The 24,773-nt window shown below is 62.9% G+C and carries 23 protein-coding genes; 6 read left to right on the forward strand and 17 right to left on the reverse strand.

Annotation, left to right across the window (positions count from 1 at the left end; genetic code table 11):
- Positions 1–1,569, forward strand: coding sequence for a hypothetical protein (locus tag ICI42_RS08275; RefSeq protein ID WP_188164078.1), 1,569 nt, complete (start codon positions 1–3; stop codon positions 1,567–1,569).
- Positions 1,570–1,577: 8 nt separating this feature from the next.
- Here the strand turns inward: ICI42_RS08275 and ICI42_RS08280 are convergent, their stop codons facing one another.
- The 7 genes from ICI42_RS08280 to ICI42_RS08310 all read right to left on the reverse strand — a co-directional run bounded on the left by ICI42_RS08280 (position 1,578) and on the right by ICI42_RS08310 (position 9,160).
- Complete coding sequence (locus ICI42_RS08280; RefSeq protein ID WP_188164079.1) at positions 1,578–1,988, reverse strand: GtrA family protein; 411 nt, start codon at positions 1,986–1,988, stop codon at positions 1,578–1,580.
- Positions 1,985–2,797, reverse strand: coding sequence for a ChbG/HpnK family deacetylase (locus tag ICI42_RS08285; protein WP_188164080.1), 813 nt, complete (start codon positions 2,795–2,797; stop codon positions 1,985–1,987). Before ICI42_RS08285 ends, ICI42_RS08280 begins: the two co-directional genes overlap by 4 nt.
- Positions 2,794–3,759, reverse strand: coding sequence for a glycosyltransferase family 2 protein (locus tag ICI42_RS08290; RefSeq protein WP_188164081.1), 966 nt, complete (start codon positions 3,757–3,759; stop codon positions 2,794–2,796). The genes ICI42_RS08285 and ICI42_RS08290 overlap by 4 nt, the downstream gene beginning before the upstream one ends.
- Positions 3,734–4,921, reverse strand: a complete 1,188-nt coding sequence (locus ICI42_RS08295; protein WP_188164082.1) for a glycosyltransferase family 87 protein — start codon at positions 4,919–4,921, stop codon at positions 3,734–3,736. Before ICI42_RS08295 ends, ICI42_RS08290 begins: the two co-directional genes overlap by 26 nt.
- Before the next feature lie 192 nt (positions 4,922–5,113).
- The gene (locus ICI42_RS08300; RefSeq protein ID WP_188164083.1) at positions 5,114–7,981 is read right to left on the reverse strand and encodes a calcium-binding protein; all 2,868 of its coding nucleotides are present in this window, start codon (positions 7,979–7,981) and stop codon (positions 5,114–5,116) included.
- A 319-nt stretch (positions 7,982–8,300) separates the two neighbouring features.
- The gene (locus ICI42_RS08305) at positions 8,301–8,561 is read right to left on the reverse strand and encodes a DUF6074 family protein (RefSeq protein WP_188164084.1); all 261 of its coding nucleotides are present in this window, start codon (positions 8,559–8,561) and stop codon (positions 8,301–8,303) included.
- Between the two features lie 125 nt (positions 8,562–8,686).
- Entirely contained in the window at positions 8,687–9,160 is a 474-nt protein-coding gene (locus tag ICI42_RS08310) for an Lrp/AsnC family transcriptional regulator (RefSeq protein WP_188164085.1), read from the reverse strand.
- Positions 9,161–9,269: 109 nt separating this feature from the next.
- Here ICI42_RS08310 and ICI42_RS08315 point away from each other — a divergent pair, with 109 nt between their 5' ends.
- On the forward strand, positions 9,270–10,736 hold the full coding sequence (locus ICI42_RS08315; protein ID WP_188164086.1) for an aminotransferase class V-fold PLP-dependent enzyme: 1,467 nt from the start codon (positions 9,270–9,272) through the stop codon (positions 10,734–10,736).
- Positions 10,737–10,742: 6 nt separating this feature from the next.
- Here the strand turns inward: ICI42_RS08315 and ICI42_RS23940 are convergent, their stop codons facing one another.
- Positions 10,743–10,865: a hypothetical protein gene (locus ICI42_RS23940; protein WP_269140759.1), complete on the reverse strand. Its 123-nt coding sequence runs from the start codon at positions 10,863–10,865 to the stop codon at positions 10,743–10,745.
- 144 nt (positions 10,866–11,009) lie between these two features.
- Here ICI42_RS23940 and ICI42_RS08320 point away from each other — a divergent pair, with 144 nt between their 5' ends.
- On the forward strand, positions 11,010–12,155 hold the full coding sequence (locus ICI42_RS08320; RefSeq protein ID WP_188164087.1) for an amidohydrolase: 1,146 nt from the start codon (positions 11,010–11,012) through the stop codon (positions 12,153–12,155).
- Between the two features lie 3 nt (positions 12,156–12,158).
- Complete coding sequence (locus tag ICI42_RS08325; RefSeq protein WP_188164088.1) at positions 12,159–12,851, forward strand: aspartate/glutamate racemase family protein; 693 nt, start codon at positions 12,159–12,161, stop codon at positions 12,849–12,851.
- Positions 12,852–12,854: 3 nt separating this feature from the next.
- On the opposite strand, the gene ICI42_RS08330 is transcribed toward ICI42_RS08325, so the two are convergent.
- From ICI42_RS08330 to ICI42_RS08355, 6 genes are all read right to left on the reverse strand, one after another.
- Positions 12,855–14,066 (reverse strand): NAD(P)/FAD-dependent oxidoreductase, encoded by a 1,212-nt coding sequence (locus ICI42_RS08330; RefSeq protein ID WP_188164089.1) that lies wholly within the window; start codon positions 14,064–14,066, stop codon positions 12,855–12,857.
- A 125-nt stretch (positions 14,067–14,191) separates the two neighbouring features.
- Positions 14,192–14,503: a glycine zipper 2TM domain-containing protein gene (locus ICI42_RS08335; protein WP_188164090.1), complete on the reverse strand. Its 312-nt coding sequence runs from the start codon at positions 14,501–14,503 to the stop codon at positions 14,192–14,194.
- A 128-nt stretch (positions 14,504–14,631) separates the two neighbouring features.
- A complete protein-coding gene (locus ICI42_RS08340; protein WP_188164091.1) occupies positions 14,632–16,104 on the reverse strand; it encodes an alpha/beta hydrolase in 1,473 nt (490 codons plus the stop codon).
- A 133-nt stretch (positions 16,105–16,237) separates the two neighbouring features.
- On the reverse strand, positions 16,238–16,756 hold the full coding sequence (locus ICI42_RS08345; protein ID WP_188164092.1) for a DUF1269 domain-containing protein: 519 nt from the start codon (positions 16,754–16,756) through the stop codon (positions 16,238–16,240).
- Between the two features lie 178 nt (positions 16,757–16,934).
- Complete coding sequence (locus ICI42_RS08350) at positions 16,935–17,216, reverse strand: MoaD/ThiS family protein (RefSeq protein WP_188164093.1); 282 nt, start codon at positions 17,214–17,216, stop codon at positions 16,935–16,937.
- A gap of 1 nt (position 17,217) precedes the next feature.
- The gene (locus tag ICI42_RS08355; RefSeq protein ID WP_188164094.1) at positions 17,218–18,300 is read right to left on the reverse strand and encodes a WD40/YVTN/BNR-like repeat-containing protein; all 1,083 of its coding nucleotides are present in this window, start codon (positions 18,298–18,300) and stop codon (positions 17,218–17,220) included.
- A 148-nt stretch (positions 18,301–18,448) separates the two neighbouring features.
- Here ICI42_RS08355 and ICI42_RS08360 point away from each other — a divergent pair, with 148 nt between their 5' ends.
- Together ICI42_RS08360 and ICI42_RS08365 are read left to right on the forward strand one after the other, a co-directional pair.
- Entirely contained in the window at positions 18,449–18,895 is a 447-nt protein-coding gene (locus tag ICI42_RS08360; RefSeq protein ID WP_188164095.1) for a MarR family winged helix-turn-helix transcriptional regulator, read from the forward strand.
- A 109-nt stretch (positions 18,896–19,004) separates the two neighbouring features.
- A complete protein-coding gene (locus tag ICI42_RS08365) occupies positions 19,005–20,324 on the forward strand; it encodes an NAD(P)H-dependent oxidoreductase (RefSeq protein ID WP_188164096.1) in 1,320 nt (439 codons plus the stop codon).
- Positions 20,325–20,384: 60 nt separating this feature from the next.
- On the opposite strand, the gene ICI42_RS08370 is transcribed toward ICI42_RS08365, so the two are convergent.
- From ICI42_RS08370 to ICI42_RS08380, 3 genes are read right to left on the reverse strand one after another with little or no spacing between them, the layout of a single operon-like run.
- Positions 20,385–21,485, reverse strand: coding sequence for an NADH:flavin oxidoreductase/NADH oxidase (locus tag ICI42_RS08370; protein ID WP_188164097.1), 1,101 nt, complete (start codon positions 21,483–21,485; stop codon positions 20,385–20,387).
- A 20-nt stretch (positions 21,486–21,505) separates the two neighbouring features.
- Positions 21,506–22,384: a transglutaminase family protein gene (locus ICI42_RS08375; protein ID WP_188164098.1), complete on the reverse strand. Its 879-nt coding sequence runs from the start codon at positions 22,382–22,384 to the stop codon at positions 21,506–21,508.
- 5 nt (positions 22,385–22,389) lie between these two features.
- A complete protein-coding gene (locus tag ICI42_RS08380; protein ID WP_230980222.1) occupies positions 22,390–24,771 on the reverse strand; it encodes a circularly permuted type 2 ATP-grasp protein in 2,382 nt (793 codons plus the stop codon).
- Positions 24,772–24,773 lie beyond the last annotated feature (2 nt).

A 24,773-nucleotide genomic window follows, 5' to 3' on the forward strand; every position in this document is an offset into this window, starting at 1 on the left:
ATGGCTGCGCAGCGCATCGACCTCTACAACCGGCTGGAAACGCGTCGTGGCGACCGCGACATGGACAATGGCTTTGCCGCGCGGCTGCACGATCCGCTCTGGTTCCTGGCGCGGCAGTGGCAGATGGGCGAATATCAGGGCGAAAACGCCTCGACGCCGGTGCGCGTCGATGTCGAGGTCACGCGCAGTCCGATCCTGCCTCTGGAGGGTGAGGCGGCGTTCGATCCCCGCATCGTGCCGGCCGAAGCGCTGGTGGAATCCGAATTGGAGGACTGGTGGACGATGGGCCGCCGCATCCGCGCGGGGCATCGGATCGCATCGCTTTCACCCGGACTGATCGACCAACCGCAACTGGTGTTCCAGGATCCGCCGCCGCCCTATCAGGCCTTTGCCGGGCGGCTGGACGGCCTGGCCGTCTGGCTTATCCGGGAGAGTCTGGGCGTTCAGATCGGCGACTTTGGCGACGATGCGCCGCCGCGCGACAGTCCCGACCGATGGGATTCCAAGAAACTCAGCTATGGAGCCAGCTTCGATTCCCCGGTTGCGGAGCTTGAGATCCGCGATCATCGCGGCGGATCGGTCGACTGGTATTCAGCCGATGCGGACGAAGCGGCGGCGCAAGGCGACACCCCGGAGCCCGAAGCTGTCGCGGTGATCCCCACGCCGCTCGAATATCCCGGCGCGCCGCATAGTCGTTTCTGGGAAATCGAGGACGCCCAGGTCGATATTGGCGGCTATGCGCCGGATACCGCGCATTTCGCGACCATGCTCCTGGTGGAGCTGATCTACTCGCATTCGGATGACTGGTTCCTGTTCCCCGTCAATGCCGAGGTCGGCTCGGTCGTCTCCATCGACGGCATGACGGTCACCGACGGGTTCGGGCAGGTGTTCGATGGCACGGAACTGCTCGATGACGGCACGCCTGTCTATCCCGGGTTGTCGGCGCCGGAGGATTTCTCGCTGTATCGCAGCACCGGTCTGCCGGCGTCTTCGCTGGTCATATGGCCGGTGGCGGAGGGACCGCTTGAAAGCCAGCCGATCGAGCGCGTGCAGTTCGGCGTCGACGAGCAGTCGAACGTATTGTGGGCGCTGGAGCGGGTCGTCGACGGACGAGCGATTGCACGCAAGCCGGTGGAGCCCAACGCCGCGCATCCTTCATACCCGCCGATCAGACCTTCGGGCGATCTGAGCAAGGCCAAGACCTACGCCTACAAGCCTGCCGACGGGATCGAAAGCCACTGGCACCCCTATCAACTCGACTGGAGCGCGGAGGGAGGTCCTGCCTATCTGCGCGGCGGCATGGCCGACTATGGTCTGCAGCAACCCAGGCCGACACCGCATCCGGGCGGGCGGCTGCTCTATGCCGGCACGCCCGAAGCGCCTGAGCTGCACAGCATATCGGCTGGTGTCATGGCCGGCGGCGGTTTTGAGCTGGAGCGGCGCTGGCAGCTTGCCCGCGGAGTGGACGGCAGGCCGGTGCTGTGGGTCGAGCGGCAGCGTCATATCCTGCGGTCGCCGCCTGCCCGCAATGTGCGTTTCGACGTTCTCGAAGAAAGCGGTGGAGAGTAAGTGCTTGCTTACCGGCCGATCCGGCTCTCGATCGACCAGCGGGCCGCGACGAAGTTCAGGATCGCCGCTGCCACAACGCCGATGATTTTTGCCGGCCAGACACCGAGCGTCGATGTGAGCGCGATGAGCGACAGGTTCGACACGCCCAGCGAGATCAGCGCGCCGAGCGACACGAAGCGCAGGAAGCTGCTGATCAGGCCGAGCGTGCGGTCGCGTTCGAACGACCAGAAGCTGTTGGCGGCGAAGGAGAAGACGACCGCTACCGCCCATGCCAGGACATTGGCCATGAGCGGGGCCATGCCGAGCCACAAAAACAGCGAAAACGCGGCTAGGTCGATGCCGGTGTTGGCAAAGCCGACGATTGCGAAGCGGACGAGCTTGCTGACGAGCGAACGGCCGGCGGGACCTTCGGCGGTCATGTGGGCTCGTTCACGACATGGACGCCGGAGCGGACGAGCAGACCGCCGAACGCATCGGACGCCAGATAGCGGTGCTCTGCCTCACGCACATCCAGCATCGGATCGCGCGCCTTCAACACATCGTCGACATGGCCGGGATGGCACATGAACACGCCGCTTTCCGGAAGCGACGTCAGGGCTTTGTCCAGGGTTGGCGCGAAGGCGGAAGGGTTCTGCCAATCGTAGATCCCCGCCAAGGGTTTCCAAAGCTGGAAGCCTGCCTTCTGCATGGTCGCGTCGAAGCCAGTCGCAAGACCCGCAATCGCGGCGATTTTCAGCGCGGTGCGGGAGAGGGCGGTTTCATATCTGGGCGCGCCTCGCAGAACAGGCCGCTGCCGCCATGTGCGCGTCGACAGCCATGTCCGCACGACAGGCAGGAAATGCACATGCTGGTGGCCATCGATGAAGTCCGGCTCGTGGCCTATCGCGTCGACAAAGCGGGCAAGCTGGGCGTCGAGCTCGGCATGGATATCGGCCTCGTCCAAGCCTGCGCGCTTGAAGGGAAGGGCGAGGCGCGACAGCGGCGGCAAGGTGCCGCCCGGCGCAAGGCTCGACACGCCAGTCGCCGCGGGCTGGTCGGTGAGGGTGAGATGCAGGCCGATCATGGTCCGCAAATGTCTTATGCGCGCGGCATGATCGGGCCACTCGGGAAAGGCCGTCATGCAGCCGGTGCCCGACAGGCGGCCGCGTTCGATGAGGTCGAGGATGGCATCCGATACGCCGGGCGACAGACCGTAGTCGTCGGCGATGAGGCGGATGCCGCGCGTCATTGCTGTGTGTCCCGGCTGCGGCTTTCGACCACGTCGCGGACGATGTAAACCGGCCGGTCCTTGCTTTCGCTGAGGGTGACCCAGACATATTCGCCGATCAGGCCGAGCATGGCGAGGTTGAGACCGCCGAAGAGCATGACGCCGACCGCGAGGCTGGGATAGCCGGGTACGGCGACGCCATAGAAGAGCACCTCGATCAGCACCTTCAACCCGTAGGCCGCACCGGCAAAGGCGGCGAGAAGTCCCGCGACGCTGACGATTCGGAGCGGCACGACGGAAAAGGATGTAAATGCCTCCAGCGAAAAGGCGAGCAGGTTGAGGCCGTTCCACTTGCTGACGCCGCCGACCCGTTCGGCCGGCGAATAGGGGATGGCCTTGTCGCGGAACCCGGCCCAGGCATACAGCCCCTTGTTGAAGCGGCGCTTGTCGCGCAATTGCGTCAGAGCCTTGGCGACGGGACGGCGCATGACGCGGAAGTCGCCGGCATTGGCTGGTATGTCGAAACGCTGGCTGCTGTTGATCAGCTTGTAGAACAGCTTGGAAAGACGGCCGCGGCTGTGGGAGCCTTCGCGGCTGTTGACGGCGTAGACGACGTCCAGCTCCGGTTCGGCCAGAAGGGCCGCGATAAGCTCTAGGCTCACATCCTTGGAATGCTGCAGGTCGGCATCCATGATCAGAACCAGATCGGCATCGGCGCGGTCGAGGCCGGCCAGAACCGCGACCTCCTTGCCGAAATTGCGGCTCAGGCGGATGATCTCCCAGTTGCCGGTCAGGGATTTCGCAAACCGGCTCGCGCCATTGTCGCGGCTGCCATCGTCGACCAGGATGGTGCGGACCGAACAGTTGAAGCGGGCGGCGATCTCCACCTCGAGGTCGGCCAGCATCGCGGCGAAGGCGACGGCGGATTCGGCCTCGTTGAAGAAGGGGGTTACGATATCAAGACTTTGCCTGGTATGCGGCATGCGCACCGGTTCTCACATGTTGGACGGACCGGCGAGCCTGGCTGTAGTACCACCACAGGACCGTCATGGTAATGACCGTCACGGCGATGGACCTGAACCATGGCTGGAGCAGTTCGTTGACCTCGCGGACGATGCCGGTCAACCCCGCGGCCATCAGCGCGCCGGCCAGCAGGACACGGAACAGCCCGCGCCCCTCTGTCTGCCATATATAGGTGATCGCCATGCCGCAAGGCACCGCAAGCATTGCATAGGTGCTGCTTTCCACCCGGGGGTTGAACACGCACATGTAAAATGCCGCCAGCACGAAGACGACCAGCGCGACCAGCTTGGCGTCGAGATTGCGGTCGTACCAGATCACCGCCGCAAGGGTCAGCAAAGCCGCGACCAGACGGATGCCGGTCGCGACGTCTGTTGAGATCGGCATGCCGAACTCGGCAAAGGGGGAGGTGAAGTCGGCGGTGATGAAGGCAGCCGACTTGTCGACCGACATCGCGGTCATCAGCCCGAGGAAGTCGCTGTTGAGCCTGTTGATGTAGCCGAACGGTCCGAACGCATAGGGGATCACCAGCACGAAGACGACCGACAGGATCAGCACGGGGATCATTCGAAACCGCAAGGCGCCGACGAGCAGCAGCATGACGATCGCGGTCGGCTTGGCGATGATCGCCAGGGATGCCCAGAGGAAGGTTTCGGCCTTCTTGCCTTCCAGCGCCGACAAGGTCAGCAGCCAGCAGGCGCCGGTCAGCAGGACGGTGGCCTGGCCGTTGCGCAAGGCTCCGGCCGTCATCGGCAAGGCCAGGAAAAGCGTGCAGGACATGAACCAGATCGGGTTCGGATTGCCGATCCGGCGCATCTGCCGGTAGACGGCATAGGTAAGCACCGCAATGCCGAAAAGCCGCCACAGCGAGTCGCCGAGATGGGCGCCGAGATGCATGAAGGGGATGTAGAGAACGGCGAAGGCAGGGGTGTAGAGATAGCCCATTGCCACCTTGATGTTGTAGGGCGATTGACCTGCCAGGAACGCCTCGCTGCCGAAGCGGTAGTTGACGACGACGGAGCGCGCATCCGGATTTTGCCAAGCCAGAACCAGGATGATCACGCAGACGAGCGACCACAGGATCAGCCCGCCCCAATCGACAAGCTTCTTCCAAATCTCTGCCATCGCGTGTCCCCCGGCACCTGTCGCTGCCAACCTTTGCGGCGGCACCGCGGCTCGCCGCGTCCCCGATATCAGCTTTGCAGGTGAAATTACAGCGTCATGCTGACCTGAGCCGGCAGAATAGTGGCGGTGGCGAAAGGGGGTGGGCGGATGCCAAAAGCTCCCCGCCGGCTAGCCGGCGGGGAGCTTGCAAGCTCAGATCACGAGGAAATCGTTGTAGCTGATCGTCTCATGATTGGAGAGCGTGGCGAACAGGACCGCGTCGTAGGTCGAACCCGATCCGTCCCGGTCGAAGAACAATTCGCCGGTGTCGGAGTCATAGAGGATGCGATCCGAGGCATCGACTGTGCCGGAGCCGATGTCCTTGAAGGCGGACGCCGAGAGAGCGCCGTCGGCGAGGCCGAGGAAAACGGCGTTGTCGAGGCGGATGCTGTCCGAGGGGGCATCGAAGTCGGTGATGGTGTCGACATTGTTGGCGCCCAGGGCGGTGCTGAAGACGAAGCTATCGGCGCCGCCGCCGCCGGTCAGGAAGTCGTTGGCATCCATGCCATTGATGATGTTGTTGCCTGAATTGCCGATGATGGTGTTGAACAGCTTGTTGCCCGTGGCGTCAACGTTTGCGTTGCCAACAAGCTTGAGGTTCTCGACATATTGGCCTTTCAGCGAGTAGCTGACGGACGCCTCGACATTGTCAAACCCGCCGCCATCGATCTCGACGGCGAGATCTCCGACATTGTCGACGATATAAGTGTCATTGCCGTCCCCACCCTTCAGCGTATCGGCGCCGCCGGCACCATCGAGAATATTATTGTCGGCGTTGCCGGTGATGATGTTGGCGAGCTTGTTGCCGGTACCGTTAAAATTGCCGGCGCCGATGAAGGACAGGTTCTCGATATATTGGCCGGCCAAGGAGAAGCTCACCGAGCTCTGGACGGTGTCGATGCCCTGACCGTCCGCTTCGATCACCTTGTCTCCGGCGTTATGCACGAAATAGGTGTCGTTGCCCTTGCCGCCGGACATGATGTCCGCGCCAAACCCGCCATAGATCGTGTCGTCGCCGGCACCCGTCTTGATGGTGTCGTCACCGGCTCCGCCCGTGACATAAATTTGTCCATTCGTCTCAAGCGAGGCGTCGAACACGAGTGTGTCGGTAGAACTAAGATTAGCCGCGTTGACTTCCAAAACCTTGCCAGCGGCCAGATTGCCGTCGGCGAGTTTCAAATTATAATCATTGCCGGTGTAGAAATCGATCCGCTCGATGTTCTTGAAGCTATCGTTGGTCAGGGCGAGTTGCTGCGCGGAACCCTTCACAAAGCGAACCGTGTCGTAATCGCTGCCGCCATCGATGCGGTCGGCCGCGGTGAAATTATCGTCGAGCCAGAAAATGTCCGTACCGGCATTGCCTTTGGCGATATCGACGCCCTCCCGATTGAGCAAGAAGAAGGTATCGGCCTTGGCGCCGCCGATGAGGGTGTCATTGCCATGGCTGCCGGTCAGCTCGAAAGAACCGTTGGTTTCCGCCGAACCATCGAATTTAAAGCTTCTGCCCGGTTCAATCCAATAGGCGCTGACGGCCAATGTCTTGCCGGCCGCCACCAGGGAGTCCTGGGTCGTGACGTCGTAACTGTAGTCGCCGCCCAGACTGATGCTTTCGACATTGATGAAGCGCGAACTGCCAAGCGTCAGGCTTCCATAGCTCCCTGAAAGATAGACGCTATCGTCACCAGCGCCGCCATCGAAGAAATCATTAGAAGACAGCTTGCTGCCGAAATCTGCGGAATCGTCACCTGCGCCGCCGTAGAACTTGTCGGTGCCGCCCTGATAGCCGGTGAAATAGTCGTCCTTGGCGCCGCCCTTGAAGATATCGTTGCCTTTGCCGCCGTAAAACTCGAAGCTTCCGTCGGTCTCGGCGGAACCGTCCACCTCGAGTTTGTCGCCAGCTTCAAGATACCCGCCTACGACATTCAACGTGGCGCCAGCCGCCACATTGCCGTCATGCAGCTTGATCTTGTAGTCGAAACCGCCGCCGAAACTGAGAGTCTCCATTCCGTTGAACGTAGCGGCGCCCATGGTCAAGCCTGCGGAGTAGTCGCCTTCCAGGCTGAGCCAGTCCTTGCCAGCACCCCCTGAGACGATGTCCTCGTTTCCGAGGGCGGCACCCATATAGAAGGTGTCGTCGCCACCCTGGCCGGAGAGAAAGTCCGAACCATCACGATAGGCCTCGAAACGGTCTCCCTGCTGTCCGCCGATGAGAAAATCATCGCCGATGCTGTCGCGAATGGCGAAAGTCCCGTTCGTTTCGGCAGAGCCGTTGAAGATGAGCTTGCCGGCTCCGGTAATGCCTTCAGCGGTGATGTAGAGGTTCTTCCCGGAAGCGACGAGGGAATCTTCTGTCACCAGATTGTAGGTGAAATCTCCGCCGACGCCGATGGTCTCGATGTTCTTGATGAAGGTGCCATCCAGTTGCATGGAGTAGTTGCCGCGCAGATACAGCACGTCGCTGCCTTTGCCGCCGTCGACGAAATCGTCCTGGTTCAGCGAATCGCCGAACGAGATGACATCCTCGCCACTACCGCCATATACGGTATCGTTGCCGCCGCTGAGGCTGAACGTATCGCTAAGGGCGCCACCCTTGAAGGTGTCGTTGCTCTGGCTGCCGTCATACATCAGGAAGCTGCCGGTGGTTTCCGCGGACCCGTCCACGACCAGCGTTTCCCCACTGGACATGTAATAGCCGTCGATTTTGAAGACCTGGCCGGCCTTGACCATGCCGTCATGGGTCTTGATCGCGTAGCTGTGCCCGGCGTTGAAGCGGATTTCCTCGACATTGCGCAGCGTGTTGAGTTCCATGGTCAGGCCGGCGGAATAGTCGCCGGTTAGGTCGAGCAGGTCATAACCGTCGCCACCGTCGACGCGGTCGGTCGCATCGAACTTGCCGCCGCCGAACAGAATGTCGTCGTCACCCAATCCCTTGACGATATCGCTGCCGCCCTGGCTGAAGTTGATTTCGTCCTTGCCGCCTGTGCCTTGCAGCGTTTCGCTTGCAGATGTTCCAATGATCATGCGCTTCGTCCCTTGATATTGCCGGCGTGTTGACGCTACGGCATTTCCGTTCGGGGGCGCTTTTCGATCATTTGTGTTTCGTAATGATGTCGGCTTGCATTCGTTTTGGTGCGATTTGTCGCATCGTGTCGAGATGGTTTGTTACGCGACATCTGAAAGGCGTGTGATCTGCCAATTTCGGACGGCGAGGAAGCCGTCGGAGGCCACAGGCAGTTACCTGTGCGAACCTACGAGCACTCGATTGGCAGTCTATCGACTGTGATTGTTTCAACCGGTTGCCACGCCGAGCGGAAAACCGCGCATTTTGGTTTCGTGCGGATCAGGCGCTGGCGGTTCCATGGCTTTGCATGGAGGCGGCGCGGTTGCGCAGTTCCTGCTGGATGGCGTCCTGGAGCGAGAGAATTTCGGTCCGGATTTCTGTGTCCACGACACCCGACTGGCGGAGGTCGGAGACGATGCCGGCAATCCGGTCGCGCCAGAAGACGTTGGCGGCCGGACCATTGACGCGCAACAGGTCGTCGACCATCGATTGAACGAGACCGGTACGGGCGGGAAGGGGAAACAGAATCACTTTTGCCATGTCCCCAAGTTCGACCGAATGTGGTTTATAGTTGGTGAACTCGCGCAAAGAAGGTGGGTTCCGAGCTTCCAACCCAGAAATCATGGCAGCGCAGCTATCGACGTGACGGCTGTTCCTTATGAAAATCAGAAGTCGCGCAGCGGCAGCGGACGCTGATCCTCTATCGCCTCCATGGCGAAATAGGAGGTGACGGCATCGAGTTCGACCTTGTCGATCAGGCGCTGATAGACCTTGTCATAGGCGTTGATGTCGTGGGCCACGACTTTGAGAAGATAGTCGTAGTCGCCGCCGATCCGGTAGAAATCGATGACTTCCGGAATGGCCGACACATGTTGCCGGAACGTTTCGAGCCATTTCTTGGAGTGGTGCCGGGTGCGGATCATCATGAACACCGTCACGCCGAGTTCCAGCGCCTGGCGGTCGAGCTTGAGCGAATAGCCCTTGATGAGCCCGCTCTCGCGGAACATGCGCAGCCGACGCCAGCAGGCATTTTGCGACAGACCGACGATATCGGCCAGTTCGCGCTGGGACAGCGACGAGTCGTTTTGAAGGGCGCGCAGGATACGAACGTCCAAATGATCGAGTTTTACCGCTTTCATCAGCTCAAATGACCCAATAATTACGCGTCTGGCAAGGATAACTGCGCTTTTTCTTACACGAATTGGTGAAATGATCGAGCAATCGATCTCCAAGCCAATAGGTGACCCAATGGCTCTGTCGTCAGACCCTGAAAACCTCCTGTCGAGCTTCCGTAACATGTTGGAAGATGGAGACACGATTGCCGCGCTCAGAAGCGGATTGATCGGCGAGGGCATGGCGATTCCAGGTCCGTTCGGGCCAAAGCCGCTGATCTATGCCGACTATGTGGCCTCCGGCCGTGCGCTCAGGCAGGTCGAGGATTTTGTTCTGGAAAACGTTCTGCCTTATTATGCGAACAGCCATACCGAGGCATCGTTCTGCGGTCAGTATGTGACAAGGCTTCGCCGGTCGGCGCGGCAAACAATCGCCCGGCTGACGCAGGCGACAGACGACTACGCCGTCATTTTCCTGGGGTCTGGCGCGACAGCCGGCATCAACCGTCTGGTCCACCTGTTGGGTGTGCCCGAGGCGGCACAGTGCGGCGAACGACCCGTCGTGTTCATCGGTCCTTACGAGCACCACTCCAATATCCTGCCATGGCGCGAGAGCGGGGCGGAGGTCATCGAGATACCGGAGGCTGACGAGGGCGGGCCGCACATTGCCTCACTGGAAGCGGTGCTGGAATTGACCGCCGAGCGGTCGCTGCGCATCGGCGCGTTCTCGGCGGCCTCCAACGTGACCGGTATCACCACCGACGTCGATGCCATTGGCGCGCTGCTCAACCGCCATGGCGTGGTCAGCGTCTGGGACTATGCCGGGGGCGGCCCCTATCTGCCGATCCGGATGGGTGCGGACAGCCCGGCGCGGAAGGATGCGGTCGTGCTTTCGCCGCACAAATTTCTCGGCGGACCCGCCGCATCGGGGGTGCTGATCGTGCGCAAGGCGGCGGTCAAGTCAACCAAGCCGGTCAATCCGGGGGGCGGCACCGTATCGTTCGTCTCGCCCTGGTTTCATGATTATTCGCGCGATCTTTCGGCACGCGAGGAAGCCGGTACGCCCGATGTGGTCGGCGACATTCGCGCGGCATTGGCTTTTCTCGTCAAGGACGCCGTCGGAGACGATTTCATGCACCGCCGGCATGTCGAACTGACCCAACGGGCGCTTTCGGCATGGAGCCGCAATCCGAATCTCGTCCTGCTGGGCGGCGAGGGCAAGCCACGCCTGCCGATCTTCTCGTTCCGCGTGCGGGACGCAGCGAAGGGCGGCTATGTCCATCACCAGCTTTTCACCCGCATGCTCAGCGACTGCCACGGGGTGCAGGCGCGGGGCGGATGTGCCTGCGCGGGTCCCTACGCGCACCGGCTTCTGGAACTCGATGCCGACCAGTCGTCGGCATTGCGGGCGGCCATTCGCGGCGGCGCCGAGATCGACAAGCCGGGTTGGGTGAGGCTCAATTTCAGCGCTCTGTTGACCGACGAGAAGGCCGACACGATCATCGACGCCGTCGATGCTTTGGCGCGCAATCCGTACCCGTTTGCCGATGACTACCGCTGCGATCTGTCGACCGCGCGGTTTCATCCGCTGAAGGCGGCGTAATCGGCGTCAGTCCTTCGTCTTGCGCTTGGCCTTCGGCTGCCAGGTCAGATCGACGAAACAGACGACGGCTGCGAAGAAAGCGAAGACGGCAAGAACGCCTGTGATCGTTACGATGGTTTCGGTTGGCATGGCGCATCTCCATTGGTATCGAGCGCACGATGGAACCGTTGCGAGGCAATCGCCTTGATTTCGATCAAGCGGACTCGGCGGAGACTTGCGACGGGGTGTGCCTGATGAAACGAGCGTGCTAATTCTGATGCAAAGGAGCTGATGATGGTCTTGAGCAACCAGGATATCGCCGATCTCGTCGCCTGGCGGCGCAAGCTGCATGCCATGCCGGAGATTTCAGGCGAGGAGCGCGAGACGGCGCGGGAGGTGCAGCAATTCCTGTCGCATACCGGACCCGACCGGGTTCTCACCGGTCTGGGCGGAGAGGGCGTCGCCGTGGTCTATAACGGTGCCGAGGCCGGTCCGACAGTGATGTTCCGCGCCGAACTGGATGCGCTGCCGATCGAGGAACTGGGCGATGTGCCGCACAAGTCCGGCATCGCCGGCAAGGCCCATCTCTGCGGCCATGACGGGCATATGGCCATTCTTGCAGCCCTCGGGCGGGGGCTGGGACGCGAGCGGCCGCAACGCGGACGCGCGGTACTGATGTTCCAGCCGGCAGAGGAAAATGGTGCGGGCGCAGCAGCCGTACTCGCCGACCCGCGCTTTGCCGAGATCAAGCCGGAATACGTGTTTTCGCTGCACAATATGCCCGGCATTGCGCTTGGCCATGTGGAACTTCGCGAGGGCCTGGTGAACTGCGCCTCACGCGGCATGAAAATCGTGCTGACGGGCAAAACAGCGCATGCCTCGATGCCGGAGACAGGTGTTTCGCCGGTGCCCGCGGTTGCGGCGCTCATGCCTCGATTGACTGCGCTTGCGCAAGGCGTCTTTCCGTCAGAGGATTTTGCGATGGCCACGGTAACGCATTGCACGGTGGGCGAGGCGGCTTTCGGCATTGCGCCGGCGCATGGCGAGATCTGGGTGACGCTGCGCAGCATGGCGGATGCCGGCATGCTGCAACTCTGTGCCCGCGCCGAAGCGCTGGTGCGGGAGGCGGCCGACGGGGCAGGGCTTACCTCTGAAATCTCCTACCACGACATCTTCGATCACTGCGACAACGATCCGGAGGCGGTCGCGCTGCTGCGCCAGGCGCTCGATGCGGAGGCTGTCCGGCATGCTCCGGGCAGGCCGTTGCGGGCGTCCGAGGATTTTGGGCGTTTCGGCGCGGTCGGGAAGTCGGCGATGTTCTTCCTGGGTGCCGGGGTAGACCATCCCAGCGTGCACAATCCCGACTATGATTTCCCCGACGACCTGATCCCGATCGGCGCGAAAGTCTTCATGCGCACGGCGCGCGATCTTCTGGGCTGAGGGATGAAAACCATTGGCTTCATCGGCGGCATGAGCTGGGAAAGCTCGGCCGAGTATTATCGCATCGCCAATCAGGAGGTGCGACGGCGGCTCGGTGGCGTGCACTCTGCGAGAAGCCTGATGTGGTCGATGGATTTTGGCGAGATCGAACGGTTGCAGCATTCCGGCAACTGGCAGGCTTTGGCCGATCAAATGATCGACGCGGCCAGGTCCCTGGAACGAGGCGGCGCCGACTTCATCGTCATCTGCACCAACACCATGCACCGCATGGCAAGCGAGATTGCCGCCGCCGTGTCGATCCCGCTGCTATACATCGCGGATCCGACAGCGGAGCAGATCAGGGCGGCAGGCTACCGACGCGTCGGGCTGCTGGGTACGGCCTTCACCATGGAGCAGGATTTCTACAAGGGCCGGCTTTCCGACAAGCATGGGCTGGAGGTTCTGGTGCCCGACGAGGCTGACCGCAAAACCGTGCATGACATCATCTATCGCGAGCTGGTCGCCGGCAAGGTGGAAGACAGTTCGCGCGAAGCCTATCGTGCCGTGATCGCGCGGCTGGTCGAGCGCGGCGCACAGGCCGTCATCCTTGGCTGCACGGAGATCATGCTGCTGGTTTCAGCCGGCGACAGTCCGGTGCCGTTGTTCGACACCACCGAAATCCACGCTTTGGCCGCCGTCGACATGGCCCTGGCATAGAATCTACCGGTTGAAGCCGAACAGCGTTTCGTCGCTGTCTTTCTGGCCACTCAGCTGTGCTGCGATCACTTCGGAAGCGATCTGCGAGAATGTGATGCCGTTGCCGCCGTAGCCCATCACCGCATAGACGTTTTTCTTGCGCGGTACAGGGCCGATGAAGGGCAAGCCGGTCGGCGTGGTGCCGAACGAGCCGGCCCAGGCAAAATCCGGCTCCGGATCGATGTCTGGCAACAGGCGCTTGAGCTTCTCGGAAATGCGGGCGCTCTTTTCGCCGATCAGCTCGTCGCGCAAGGCTTCGTCGGTGAAGTCCTCATCCTCGCCACCGCAAATGACCCGGCCGTCGGCGGTGGCGCGAAGATAGAGATAGGGGTCGGATGCTTCCCACATGAAGGCGCGCTCCGGCCAAAGCTTGGCCTTCTGCGGCTTCGTCGCAATGGCCCAGGTCGAGACGACGGAGTGGTTGGCTTCGGGCACGGAGTCCAGCAATTCATAGCCGCTGGCGATGACCAGATGCTGCGCCGAAATGGTGGGGCCGTCCTTGGTGGCGACGGTGACGCCGCTCTTTCCGGCTTCGAAGGCGCCGACTTCCACCGGAGCATAGAGGCGCGCACCGCGCTGGGCGGCGATGCGCAGCAGCGAAGCCGTCAGTTTGCGCGGATCGAGCTCGAGATTGCCCTGGCTGAGCAGGGCGGCATCGCGTTCGATGCCGAAATCATCCTTGAGTTCAGATGCGGTCAGATAGCGCGTGCGCAATCCCGCCCTGTCGCGCGCCGCCGCCTCTTCCTTCAGATCGGTGGGTGACAAGACATTGCCCGCTATATAGAGCGACGGTCTTCTTTCCAGGCCGCAGGAAATGTCGAGATCGACGATGCGTGAGCTGAGGTTTTCGACAGCCAGCTTCGAGCGCCGCCATGCTTGCTGGGCCTTGCCGATGCCGATCATTTCAGACAACACCGAAAGCGGCTGATCGATTTCGTGTTGCACCAAGGCTGTGGTCGCCGGCGTGGAGCCTTTCAATGGACCGCGCCGGTCGAGGCAAACCACATCCATGCCGCGCGCGGTGAGGGCTTCGGCCATCATCGCCCCGCTGATGCCCATGCCGACAATGGCGACTTCGGTCTTGATATCGCGCTGTAGCGGCGCAGTCGCGACCGTACGGACATTGTAGGCGAACCAGACCGGCGTGCCGCTCCTGAGATCAAGCTTGCGTTTCATGCACGTGGATTCATCTGTAGGGGCTGACCGCGGGGCGAATGGCCGATCACGGGGCAATGTGGAAGGGACATAAAAAGCAGGCCGGCGAATGCCAGCCTGCTTTGACTACCCAGAAACCTGAAGTCTTACTGGCAGCGGTCTTCGAACGTGACCGGGCGACCGTAATTGTCATAAACGGGCCGTCCGCGTGAATCGACTTCCTGGTAGCGGCAACGGCCAGGCGCGCTCGCAGCGCCGATCAGGGAGCCGGCCGCGCCGCCGATCAGCGCTCCAGCGACCGTGCTCCGCGTGTTGCCGCCAATGGCCTGGCCTGCGAGGGCGCCGGCACCTGCGCCGATCACGCCGCCGCCCACCGCGCGTTCGCCTGGTGTGTTGCACCCTGTCAAAACCATCGCTGTAACGGACAGCACCGCAAAGGTTGAAAGCAGCTTGTTCATGATCCGATCTCTCCTATGTCGCCGCCCGGCTGTTTCTGCACAAGCGACTGTGCCATTGCGGCAGTGTCCCAACTGCCCCTTAACGTCCACGGTGGCCGTAGGTTGCAGAGCGGGGATGAGAGTCGTTCCTAACGTGCGAGATCGGCATTCACGCCTACGTCGATCCGCGTAACCATGTAGCTGAAAAACGGGTTGGAGGACGCCCGCATGAGTGTGTCGAGCGACGCGATCAGCGTCCCGGCTTCGCCGCGCGAGGCGAGCGCGCCGAGATTCACCCCGAAATCGTCGAGCGGGTCCGGCTGCATACCGTAGAGCCCGTCCGAAAGCGGAAACGGCAGCGCGATGTGCGACAGCGAATAGAGATCGTAGGGGTAGGCGATGCCGAGATCGCGGCGTGTCTCGGTCACATCACCGGCAGCCGCGCGGCGCTCACGCGTTTCCGAAGAGCCGGCGCTGTTCTCGATGATTGTCGCGGCATAACGCCGTGGGCCGGGAGGGAGAATATGCGCGATGGCGCTGTCGGCGGCGGGATCGATCACCAGTGAAAAGGTGGAAGCGCGGTTGATGTCGAACAGGACGAGTTCGCTGCCGTCATTGTGCAATTGGTCGAACAAGGCGGTGACGACGGCGGGTGTGCTGACGGTGAAATCGACGATCGACTGGAAGGCGAGAATGGGCGGCAGTTCCGTCGTGCGTCCGGCGGTCGCGACCCGGTTGATCGCGGCTTGCAGGTCGCGCGTCAGCTCATAGGACTGGCGTGCGGCATTGACCGGGAAGGAATTGTATTTGAACGGGTTGAACTCCGGCAGGATGCCCAGCCAGGACGCCTTGACGAAGGCGGGGAAGACGGCGGGTATAGCGGCAAGACCGGCGAAGCGCGCAAAGGCGGTGATGCCGATCATCGGCGACATCAAGGAGATACGCGTCGGCTTCGGCATTGTCTGGTCGTCGAGCGTATCGATGGTATATTTCACCGCGAGCGCACCGCCGTTGGAATAGCCGACGAGATGCAGCGGCACGTTCGACCCCGCCCGGGCGACCGCCTCGCGCACCGCCAGACGTGTCGCCGCCATCCAGGATTCCCAATGCACCTCCGTCAGCCCGCCAGGCACCGTGCCATGGCCCGGCATGCGGATGACGACGGCCACGAAACCTTTGCCGCGATAGTATTCCGCGAAGTGCCGCATGCTGTAGGGGCTGTCGGTCAGGCCGTGCAGCAGCACCGACGCACCCTTCGGCGCGCCGTCCGGCATGAGCAGGAAGGACCTGTTGTAGTTTTGCGCGAAACCTGTCGGGTTGATCGGGCTGCCGGCGAAGTATCTGTTCCACGCCGCACGGTCCTCGACGTCGAGCTTGCCGGTGACGTTTTTCAGGATTTCGTCGTACAGCACGTCTTCGTGGGCGAGATAGGCGGTCCAGTCGGCAGCGTCGATCTCGGATGGCGACAGTTCATCGGGCACGAATTTGTGCCAGACCTCCAGCGGCGGTCCACGCAGGGAATCGAAGGCGCGAACGCCGAACACCGTCACCACGCAGGCAAGCAGGAGCATGACGACCCATTTGAGGGTCCGCTTGACGCCCCTGACGACGAACCCCTTCATGATGCTCCCCAAAGCGCTCGCATTGCCCCGTTGGACAAGGCCTAGAGGCTGTACGCAGCAGCGTCAATCGGTCCAAAGAAAAGCACCGTCGCAGGCCCCGGTGCTTTTCTAGAACTGCCGCGTCGGGCTCGGTTCAGACCGCGGGCGGTACCGGGCTGATGCTGTCGGCATGCTTTTGCAGGGCATCGCGCAGCAGCTGTTCCTTGCTCTCGTCCAGCGAGGTCTTGAGAACCGTGCCGCCGAAGTTCTGGATGTCCTTGAGCACCTTGTCCTCGGTCATTTCGCGGATCAGCACGAACAGAGCGCCGTTGCCGGGCTGGATGCTCTCGGCCAGTTCCTTCATGAACGTGTCGTCGATGCCGACATCGGTGAGCGCGCCACCCAATGCGCCGGATGCGGCACCGACGGCCACGCCAAGCAGCGGGTTCAGGAAGATGACACCGACGAGCAGTCCCCAGAAGCTGCCGGTGACGGCGCCGGCTGCCGTGGTGTTGACGAGCTGGTTCAGCTTGATGTGGCCGGACTCAGTCTTCGTGGCGATGACGGCATCGGCGAGCGAAATAAGGTGCTCTTTCTGAAGCTGGAAGAGATGCTGACGGACTTCTTCGGCCTTCTGTTCGGTCGGGTAGACAATGACGACGAGCGTAGACATGGGTTTCCTCGCGATGGGCCGCGGCGCGGCTGGTGTAGGACGGCAACAGAAATAACCGTAACACCGGAAGATGTCTTTTCAATTTGACCTGCGTCAAGCCGGATGCCGGTTCGACACCTCCTTCCGTCCATAAGATATTGCTATCGGACGTCGATGGAATTGCCGTTGCAAAGCATCGTTACCCACCGCTGATCGCCGTGAGGATAAAAACCTCACAGCCCGGTCGGAGAGGGGCGCTCAGTTTCAGCTTGTCGCCATCGACGAAGACGTTGATGTGCTTGCGGATGGCCGGCCGCGTGTCGCGCAGACGGTCGCCCATGCCGGGGAATTGCCGGTCGAGTTCGTCGATCACCTCCGCGACGGTCGCAGCCGTCATCTCCAGGCGTCGGGGCGCGCCGGGAAACAGGTCGACCAACACGCCGGGCAGACGCACGACGACCGTCTGGTTCGAAGCCGCCATGTCAGCCGGTCCGGGTCAAGGTCTCGACCGACAGGATCGTCGGCAGGTGCTGGGCGATGCAGGTCCAGCTGTCGCCCTCGTCGGCGCTGGCGAAAACCGAACCCGAACTGGTTCCGAAATAGACGCCGGCCTTGTCTAGCCGGTCGGTTGCCATGGCTTGTCTGAGCACGCCGAAAAAGGCGTTCTGCTGCGGCAGGCCGTCGCGCAGATCCTGCCAGCTCTTGCCGCCGTCGCGCGTGCGCCATACGGCTGCGGCCGCGTCCGGCACATAACGGCCCTTGATGTCGCCGTTGAGCGGCAGCAGATAGAGCGTGTCCGTGTCGTGCGGGTGGGCTGCGGCGGGGAAGCCGAAGCTCGACGGCAAGCCGTCCTCGATGCTCGTCCATTTCCGGCCGCCATCGTCGGTGCGGTACATGCCGCAATGGTTCTGCTGGTAGAGGCGGTCGGTAGCGTTGGCTGCCATGACGATGCAATGGACGCATTGGCCGAATTCGGGATAGTTTTGGCCCTCGGGCATGAAATCGGCTCGGGTGCCGAGGTTGCGCGGCTCCCAGGTCTTGCCGCCGTCGCTTGTGTGAAAGACGCCGGCGGCCGAGATGCCGACCCAGATGCGGCCGTGATCTTGCGGATCGACGACCAGCGAATGCAGGATCAGCCCCGCGCCGCCGGGCGACCAGTCGGGACGGGTCGGATGGTCGCGCAGGCCATGGACGTGCTGCCAGGATTGCCCGGCATCGTCGCTGCGAAACAGGCCGGCAGGCTGGACGCCGGCATAGAGCGTGCCGTTCGAAGCGGCGACGCTCCAGGCCGAGGTGATCGGTTCTTCGCCTTCGGGATAGCTGAGACCCTGGCTCGAATGGCTCCAGCTTTCGCCGAGATCGGTGGATTTCCAGATGGCGGGGCCGAACCACTCATTGCCGCCCGCGCCATAGATGGCACCGGTGTTGGGGTCGGCGATGACATGATTGATCGGCCAGGTCTCGCAGAAGGGACCGCGCAGGGTCCAGTCGGCGCGTTTTTCGTCTCCGTCGAGGATGAAAACGCCTTTCTTGGTCCCGAGAAGTATGTGAACTGAGGCGGCCATGTCTTCCTCCTTCATGACGCCGGTTAAATCTTGTCTTCCTCGCCTTGCGGGCCGTGCGGAATGTCGCACCCCGATGCCGGCTCATTATTCTTCTTTCAAGTCGGGCATCCCGACGCTATATGTGCGTTGATATCAACTTAATTGAGCCATGTCAAAACCATCGCAAGTTCCCTATGACGTCACGATCCTGGTGCGCGACACCTGCCTCTGCCTGCATGTGCAGCGTGCGGCGCGGTCCCTGGCGCGCCGCTTCGACGAGGCGTTTCGTCCGCTCGGGCTGACGCATGGCCAGTTCTCGCTGATGATGTCGCTCAACCGTCCGGAGCCACCGAAGATCAGCGACGTTTCGCAGCTTCTCGCCATGGACCGCACCACGCTGACGGCCAATCTCAAGCCGCTGGAGCGGCGGGGGATGGTCGAAGTGGCGGTGGACAAGAATGACCGGCGCGGCCGTCGCCTGTCGCTGACGGCGGAGGGCGAAAGCCTTTTGAAGGAAGCGACGCCGATCTGGATCGCTGCCCATGCGCAGATCGAAAAGGCGCTTGGCGAGGGTATGCCGGAGACGCTGCGCGGCGCCCTGATGAAACTTTCCTGAGTTCTTTTTAGCGTCAATTCCGGTGGCCGTGGCGATAAATCCGTTGGCGCAGGCGCTGTTGTCGGGTACCGAATGCGCGGAGAAAACTGACCTCTGGGAGGAATTGCCTATGGCTATCAATGTAGCACCGGTTGGACTGGCGCGGGATTTGATTGAGCGTGGCAAGACGGGCAAGCCGATTCGGATCGGCCTGATCGGCGCGGGCGAGATGGGCACCGACATCGTGGCTCGGGTGGCGCATATGCCCGGCATCGAGATCGGTGCGATTTCGGAGCTGAACCTGCCCAATGCCGGCAAGGCGGTCAGCATCGCCTATCAGGAAGAGGGCCATTCGCGCGAGGTGACCACCGGTTCGGCGCTGAACGAGGCGATCGAGGCGGGCAAGGTTGCGGTGACCAGCGATGCGTCCCTGGTGCTGGAAAGCGGGCTGATCGACGTGGTGATCGACGCCACCGGCGTTCCGGCCGTGGGGGCCGAGATCGGCCTGCGCGCGATGGAGCACGGCAAGCATCTGGTGATGATGAATGTCGAGGCCGATGTCACCATCGGCGCCTATCTCAAGCACGAGGCCGACCGGCTGGGCGTGACCTATTCGCTGGGCGCGGGCGACGAGCCGTCGTCCTGCATGGAGCTGATCGAGTTCGTCTCGGCGATGGGCCACACCATCGTGGCGGCGGGCAAGGGCAAGAACAACCCGCTCAACATCGATGCGGTGCCGCACGACTATGCCGAGGAAGCCAAGCGCCGCAACATGAATGTGCGGATGCTGGTGGAGTTCGTCGACGGCTCCAAGACGATGGTCGAGATGGCGGCGATTGCGAATGCCACCGGCCTGGTGCCCGACAAGCCCGGCATGCACGGCCCGGCGGCGACGCTGGGCGAACTCAACAAGACGCTGGTGCCTGAGAAGGATGGCGGCGTGCTGTCGAAGGTCGGCGTGGTCGACTATTCCATCGGCAAGGGGGTGGCGCCCGGCGTGTTCGTCATCGCCGATATGTCGCATCCGCGGATTTCGGAGCGGATGGAGGATCTGAAGATGGGCCATGGCCCGTACTTCACCTTCCACCGGCCCTATCATCTGACCTCGCTGGAAGTGCCGCTGACCTGCGCGCGGGTGGTTCTCTACGGCAAGGCGGACATGGTGCCTTTGGCGACGCCGGTGGCGGAGGTCTGCGCGGTGGCCAAGAAGGACATGCAGCAGGGGGAGACGCTGGATGCGATCGGGGAGTATTGCTACCGCGCCTGGATCATGACGGTGCCGGAAGCGCGCGCCGCCAAGGCCATTCCGTGCGGGCTGTTGCAGGGCGGCAAAGTGACTGCGCCGATCAGGAAGGGCGAGCTGCTCACCTACGCCAATTCAGCCGTCGCCCCCGGCTCCAAGATCGCCGAGCTCAGGGCAAGGCAGGACAAGATCGTCTACGGCTTGTGATAAACGACGAGCCGGGCAACGATGCTGCCCGGCTCTCCGTATTCTGCCCCAAATCGGTTGTCAGGCCTTTTTCACCCAGCGCTTCATCAGCGGCAATGAACGCACGAATTGGGGAGCGGTCTCGATATCGACACCGAGCGTGGCGGCTGCGCGCCACGGCCAGCGGGGGTCTGCAAGCATCGGCCGGGCCAATGCGACCATGTCGGCCTTGCCTTCCGATACGATGCTTTCGGCGAACAGCGGATCGTCGATCATGCCCACGGCGCGCACGGGAATGTCCGCACCCTCGCGGATCGCGGTTGCCAGATGAACCTGATAGCCCGCGCCCAGCGGTATGTCTGAAGCCGGCACGTTGCCGCTGCTCGAACAGCAGATATAGCTGACCCCTGCCGCCTTCAGCGCTTTTGCGACTTCGACCGCCTCTTCAGGCGAAAAGCCGCCATCCACCCATTCGGTGATGGATAGGCGTGTACCCAGCATCAAGTCGGGCACGGCCTTGCGAACCCGCTTCGCGGTCTCGACCAGAAAGCGCATCCGGTTTTCCAGGGAGCCGCCCCAACGGTCGGTGCGCTTGTTGGAGAGCGGCGACAGGAACTGGTGGAACAGATAGCCATGCGCACCGTGCAGCTCGATGAAATCGAACCCGGCGCGCCTGGCCCTGAGAGCGGAGCGTTCGTAAAGGTCGATGAGGTGCTCGATCTCCTCGTCTTCCAGTGCGCGTGGCACCTGCCAGCCGTCGTCGTAAGCGATTGCGGACGCGGAGACGACCGGCCAGGGGTCTTCATTGGCGGCGAGCGGGCCGCTGCCTTCCCAAATGCGCCTGTTGGATGCCTTGCGTCCGGCATGGGCAAGCTGCGTCCCGAACTTCACACCGGGTGCCGCCACGGCTTTTGCAGCATCCAAGGCTCGCTTGGCGGCAGCTTCGTTGTGGTCGGAATAGAGCCCGAGACAGCCATGGCTGATGCGGCCGCGCCGTTCCACATCCGTCATCTCGACGGTGATCATGCCCGCGCCCGACATGGCCAGATTCATCCAGTGATAGAGATGCCAGTCGGTCGCCGAACCGTCGTCGGCGGAATACTGGCACATGGGCGCCACGGCGATGCGGTTGGGAAATTCGAGGCCGCCGAGGGTTATCGGCGAAAACAGCTTCGCGGTCATGCTTTGCTCCGGATGGGATGTCAGGTTACTGGAATGACGTCGACCAGCTGTTCGCCAGCCTGTCCGCCGGTGGTCTTGAGGACGCCAACGATAGGCGATACGTCGGAATAGTCGCGGCCGTAACCCACGATGATGTGATCGTTGGAGGCGCGCATGTCGTTGGTCGGGTCGAACTCGATCCAGCCGGCCTCGCGCCCGCACCAGACCTTGACCCAGGCATGCATGGCGTCCGCGCCTTCCAGCCGTTCCTTGCCGGCCGGCGGAATGGTGCGCAGAAAGCCGCTGACATACCCCGCCGGAATGCCGAGCCCGCGCAGGCCGGCGATCATGACATGGCTGAAATCCTGGCAGACCCCGCTCTTCAGCTCGAAAGCCTGGGCAGCATTGGTCGTGACGGTCGTGGCCTCGCCGTCATAGGTGAAGTCGGTATGGATGCGGTGGCAGAGGTCGTGGGCGATGGCGGCCACCGACCTGCCCGGCGAAAGGCTCTCGGCGGCATAGCCGGTCATGTCCCCGTTGGGCACGGCGAAGGGCGTGCCGGCGAGAAAGTGATGCGGCGACAGCGGCACCAGCGACAGCAGCGCCAGCAACTCGTCCTTGAGATCGGCCAAGGTTGGCGACACGTCGAAACCCGGTTCCGGACGCGCCACCATCACCCGTGCCGTCATCTGCACCGACAGGCTTTCATGCGCGCTGCGATAGGCGACGGAGGTGACGTTGTTTTCGAAAAAGTCGACGAAATCAGAGCGTTCCGCCGGTTGCGGAGAAAAACTCAGCGCGGCGGCGACCACGCGCTGCACCCCTGGAAGGTTGAGCGGCAGCACTCGGATCTGGTGCCGCCCGCCGCCGACGCCATCCGCGTAATCGTAATTCATCCTGAGCTTGATGTCGTATTGCATGGCGCTCAACCGAAGTAGGATTTCGACAGGCTGCTGTAGAGCCCGCCAATGTCGTATGCCAGCTGGTCGAGGACTTCCGGCGACATGTCGCCTGGTTCCTTGACCGCAAGCGCGGTGTGCAGCTTCAGCACCTCTTTGGCCACCGGCGAGAGATGTCCGCCGCGGCTGGCTCCCGGCAGCGTGTCAATCTCTTCCTTGAGCCGTTCGAGCTGGAAGACGATGGAGCGCGGGTCGAGCGGATCGAGCGCGAGTAGGTCGATGACGGTGCGCCGGTCGGTGTGGGCGGTGTATTGCCGGCGATGAGTCATCACGCTGTCGCCGATCTCCAGCATCATGTCCAAGGCGCCATCCGGCGCATCGGCGCGCCCCAGCCAGGCAAGCGAGCGGGCGATCTGAATCCCGCGCTCCAGCCGCCGCCCGATCTCCAGGAACCGCCAGCCGGTGAAGCGGTACATGTTTTCGTGCACGAGGCCCGAGAAGCCCGACAGCTTGCGCAGTAGAACGGTCATGGCGCGCACGGCATCGTCGCCCGGTGCCACCTTGGAAGCGAAGTCGTGGACCGTCTTGGACAGGTCGCGCAGAGCGAGCCAACCATCGGGCGAGAAGCGGTCGCGAATCTGGCCGGCGCTGTAGACCGCGCTGTCGATCACGCCGATCAGCCCGGCGGGTATGGCCGAATCGACCTCGATCCCCAGCGGCTCGAGATAGTCGCGTGTTTCGACAAGCAGCGGCATGTCGGGGTCCGAGGTCTCGGCCAGCCGGACATGATAGGCACGCAGGATGCGCACCATGTCTTCCGCCCGCTCGATGTAGCGGCCCAGCCAGGTCAGATTTTCTGCCGCGCGGCTGGGCAGGCTGCCAAGCTGCGCCCGGCTGAAGGCGCCGCGCTCGCCGGGCAAAAGCGTGTCGCGGTCGACCGGACCGCTGTCGACGACCCACACGTCGGCGGCCTGGCCGCCGCGTTGCATGGCAATCGCCGTCGGGTCCTGGCTGAAGCCGACGCGGGCGAAGCCGCCGGGCATGACGCTCCAGCCGTTTTCGGTACGGGCGAGATAGACGCGCAGGCTGGCGGGGCGGGGCACGAGAGCGCCGCCGACGAAGACCGGCGTCGTCGACAAGGTCACCGCTTCCTGCCCGACGAAGGCTGGACCGTCCGCTTCGATGCGGGCGATCAGCTCGGCCTTTTCCTCTGGCGAAAGCGACGAGCCCAGCCGGGTCGCGCCTTCGTCTTCGAAGGGCATGCGGGTCGACAGTGCGGGGCCGATCATCAGCCGGTCGATCTTGTCGATGACGTGCCGGCGCTCGGAGCCCTGGCCGCACCACCAGGTCGCGATCGACGGAAGGATCAGCTCCTCGCCGCGAAGCGCGCGCACGATGCGCGGCAGGAAGGCGAGCAGTGCGCGCGTCTCGAGAATGCCAGATCCCAAGGCGTTGACCATCGAGACGGAGCCGTTGCGCACGGCTTCGACCAGCCCCGGCGTACCCAGGCGGGACACAGGATTGAGTTCGAGCGGGTCGACGAAGGAGGCATCGAGGCGGCGCCACAGCACGCTGATAGGCTTCAGCCCGGAGACGGTGCGGACCATCAGCCGGCCCTTGGTGACCGTCAGGTCCTCGCCTTCCAGAAGCATGATGCCGAGATAGCGGGCGATGTAGGCATGCTCGTAATAGGTTTCGTTGAGCGGACCGGGCGTCATGATCGCAAGCTGCCCGGACTCGGCGGCTGCCAGATCGTGCAGCGCGTCGCGAAAGCCCCTGAAGAAACCGGCGAGGCGGTGAACCGGCATGTCGCCATAGATGTCGGAGAGGGCGCGTGTGGTGGCGACGCGGTTTTCCAAAGCGAAACCCGCACCCGACGGCGCCTGGGTGCGGTCGCTCAGCACCCACCACTGCCCGTCCGGGCCACGGCCGAGCTCGAAGGCGCAGAAATGCAGGAAATGACCCCCCGAGGGCACGGCCCCCGAGACGGGACGGAGATATTCCGGGCTCGACGCGATCAGCCCGGGCGGCAGCAGCCCGCGTTGCACCAGCGTGTTGTCGCTGTAGATGTCGGCGACGATGGATTCGAACAGTTCGGCGCGCTGCACCAGGCCGGCGCTGATGGTGCGCCATTCCGGCTCGTCGATGAGCATCGGAACATGCGCCAGCGGCCATTCGCGCTCATTGGTGCCGACATTGTCGTAGACGCGGTAATAGACGCCGGCGTCGCGCAGATACTGGTCGGCGCGCGCGAAACGACGCGACAGCTCGTCCGGGCCGAGTGCGTCGAGGGCGGCGATGAAGGGTTTCCAGACGGGACGGGTCTCGCCGGCCGCGTCGACCATTTCATCCGGAACGCCGTCGAGCGGGCGATAGCCCGCAAGCAAGCTCCCGCCCTGAACAGGCATTG

Origin of the sequence: Oryzicola mucosus, assembly GCF_014534685.1 — a bacterium.
GTDB classification, from domain to species: domain Bacteria; phylum Pseudomonadota; class Alphaproteobacteria; order Rhizobiales; family Rhizobiaceae; genus Oryzicola; species Oryzicola mucosus.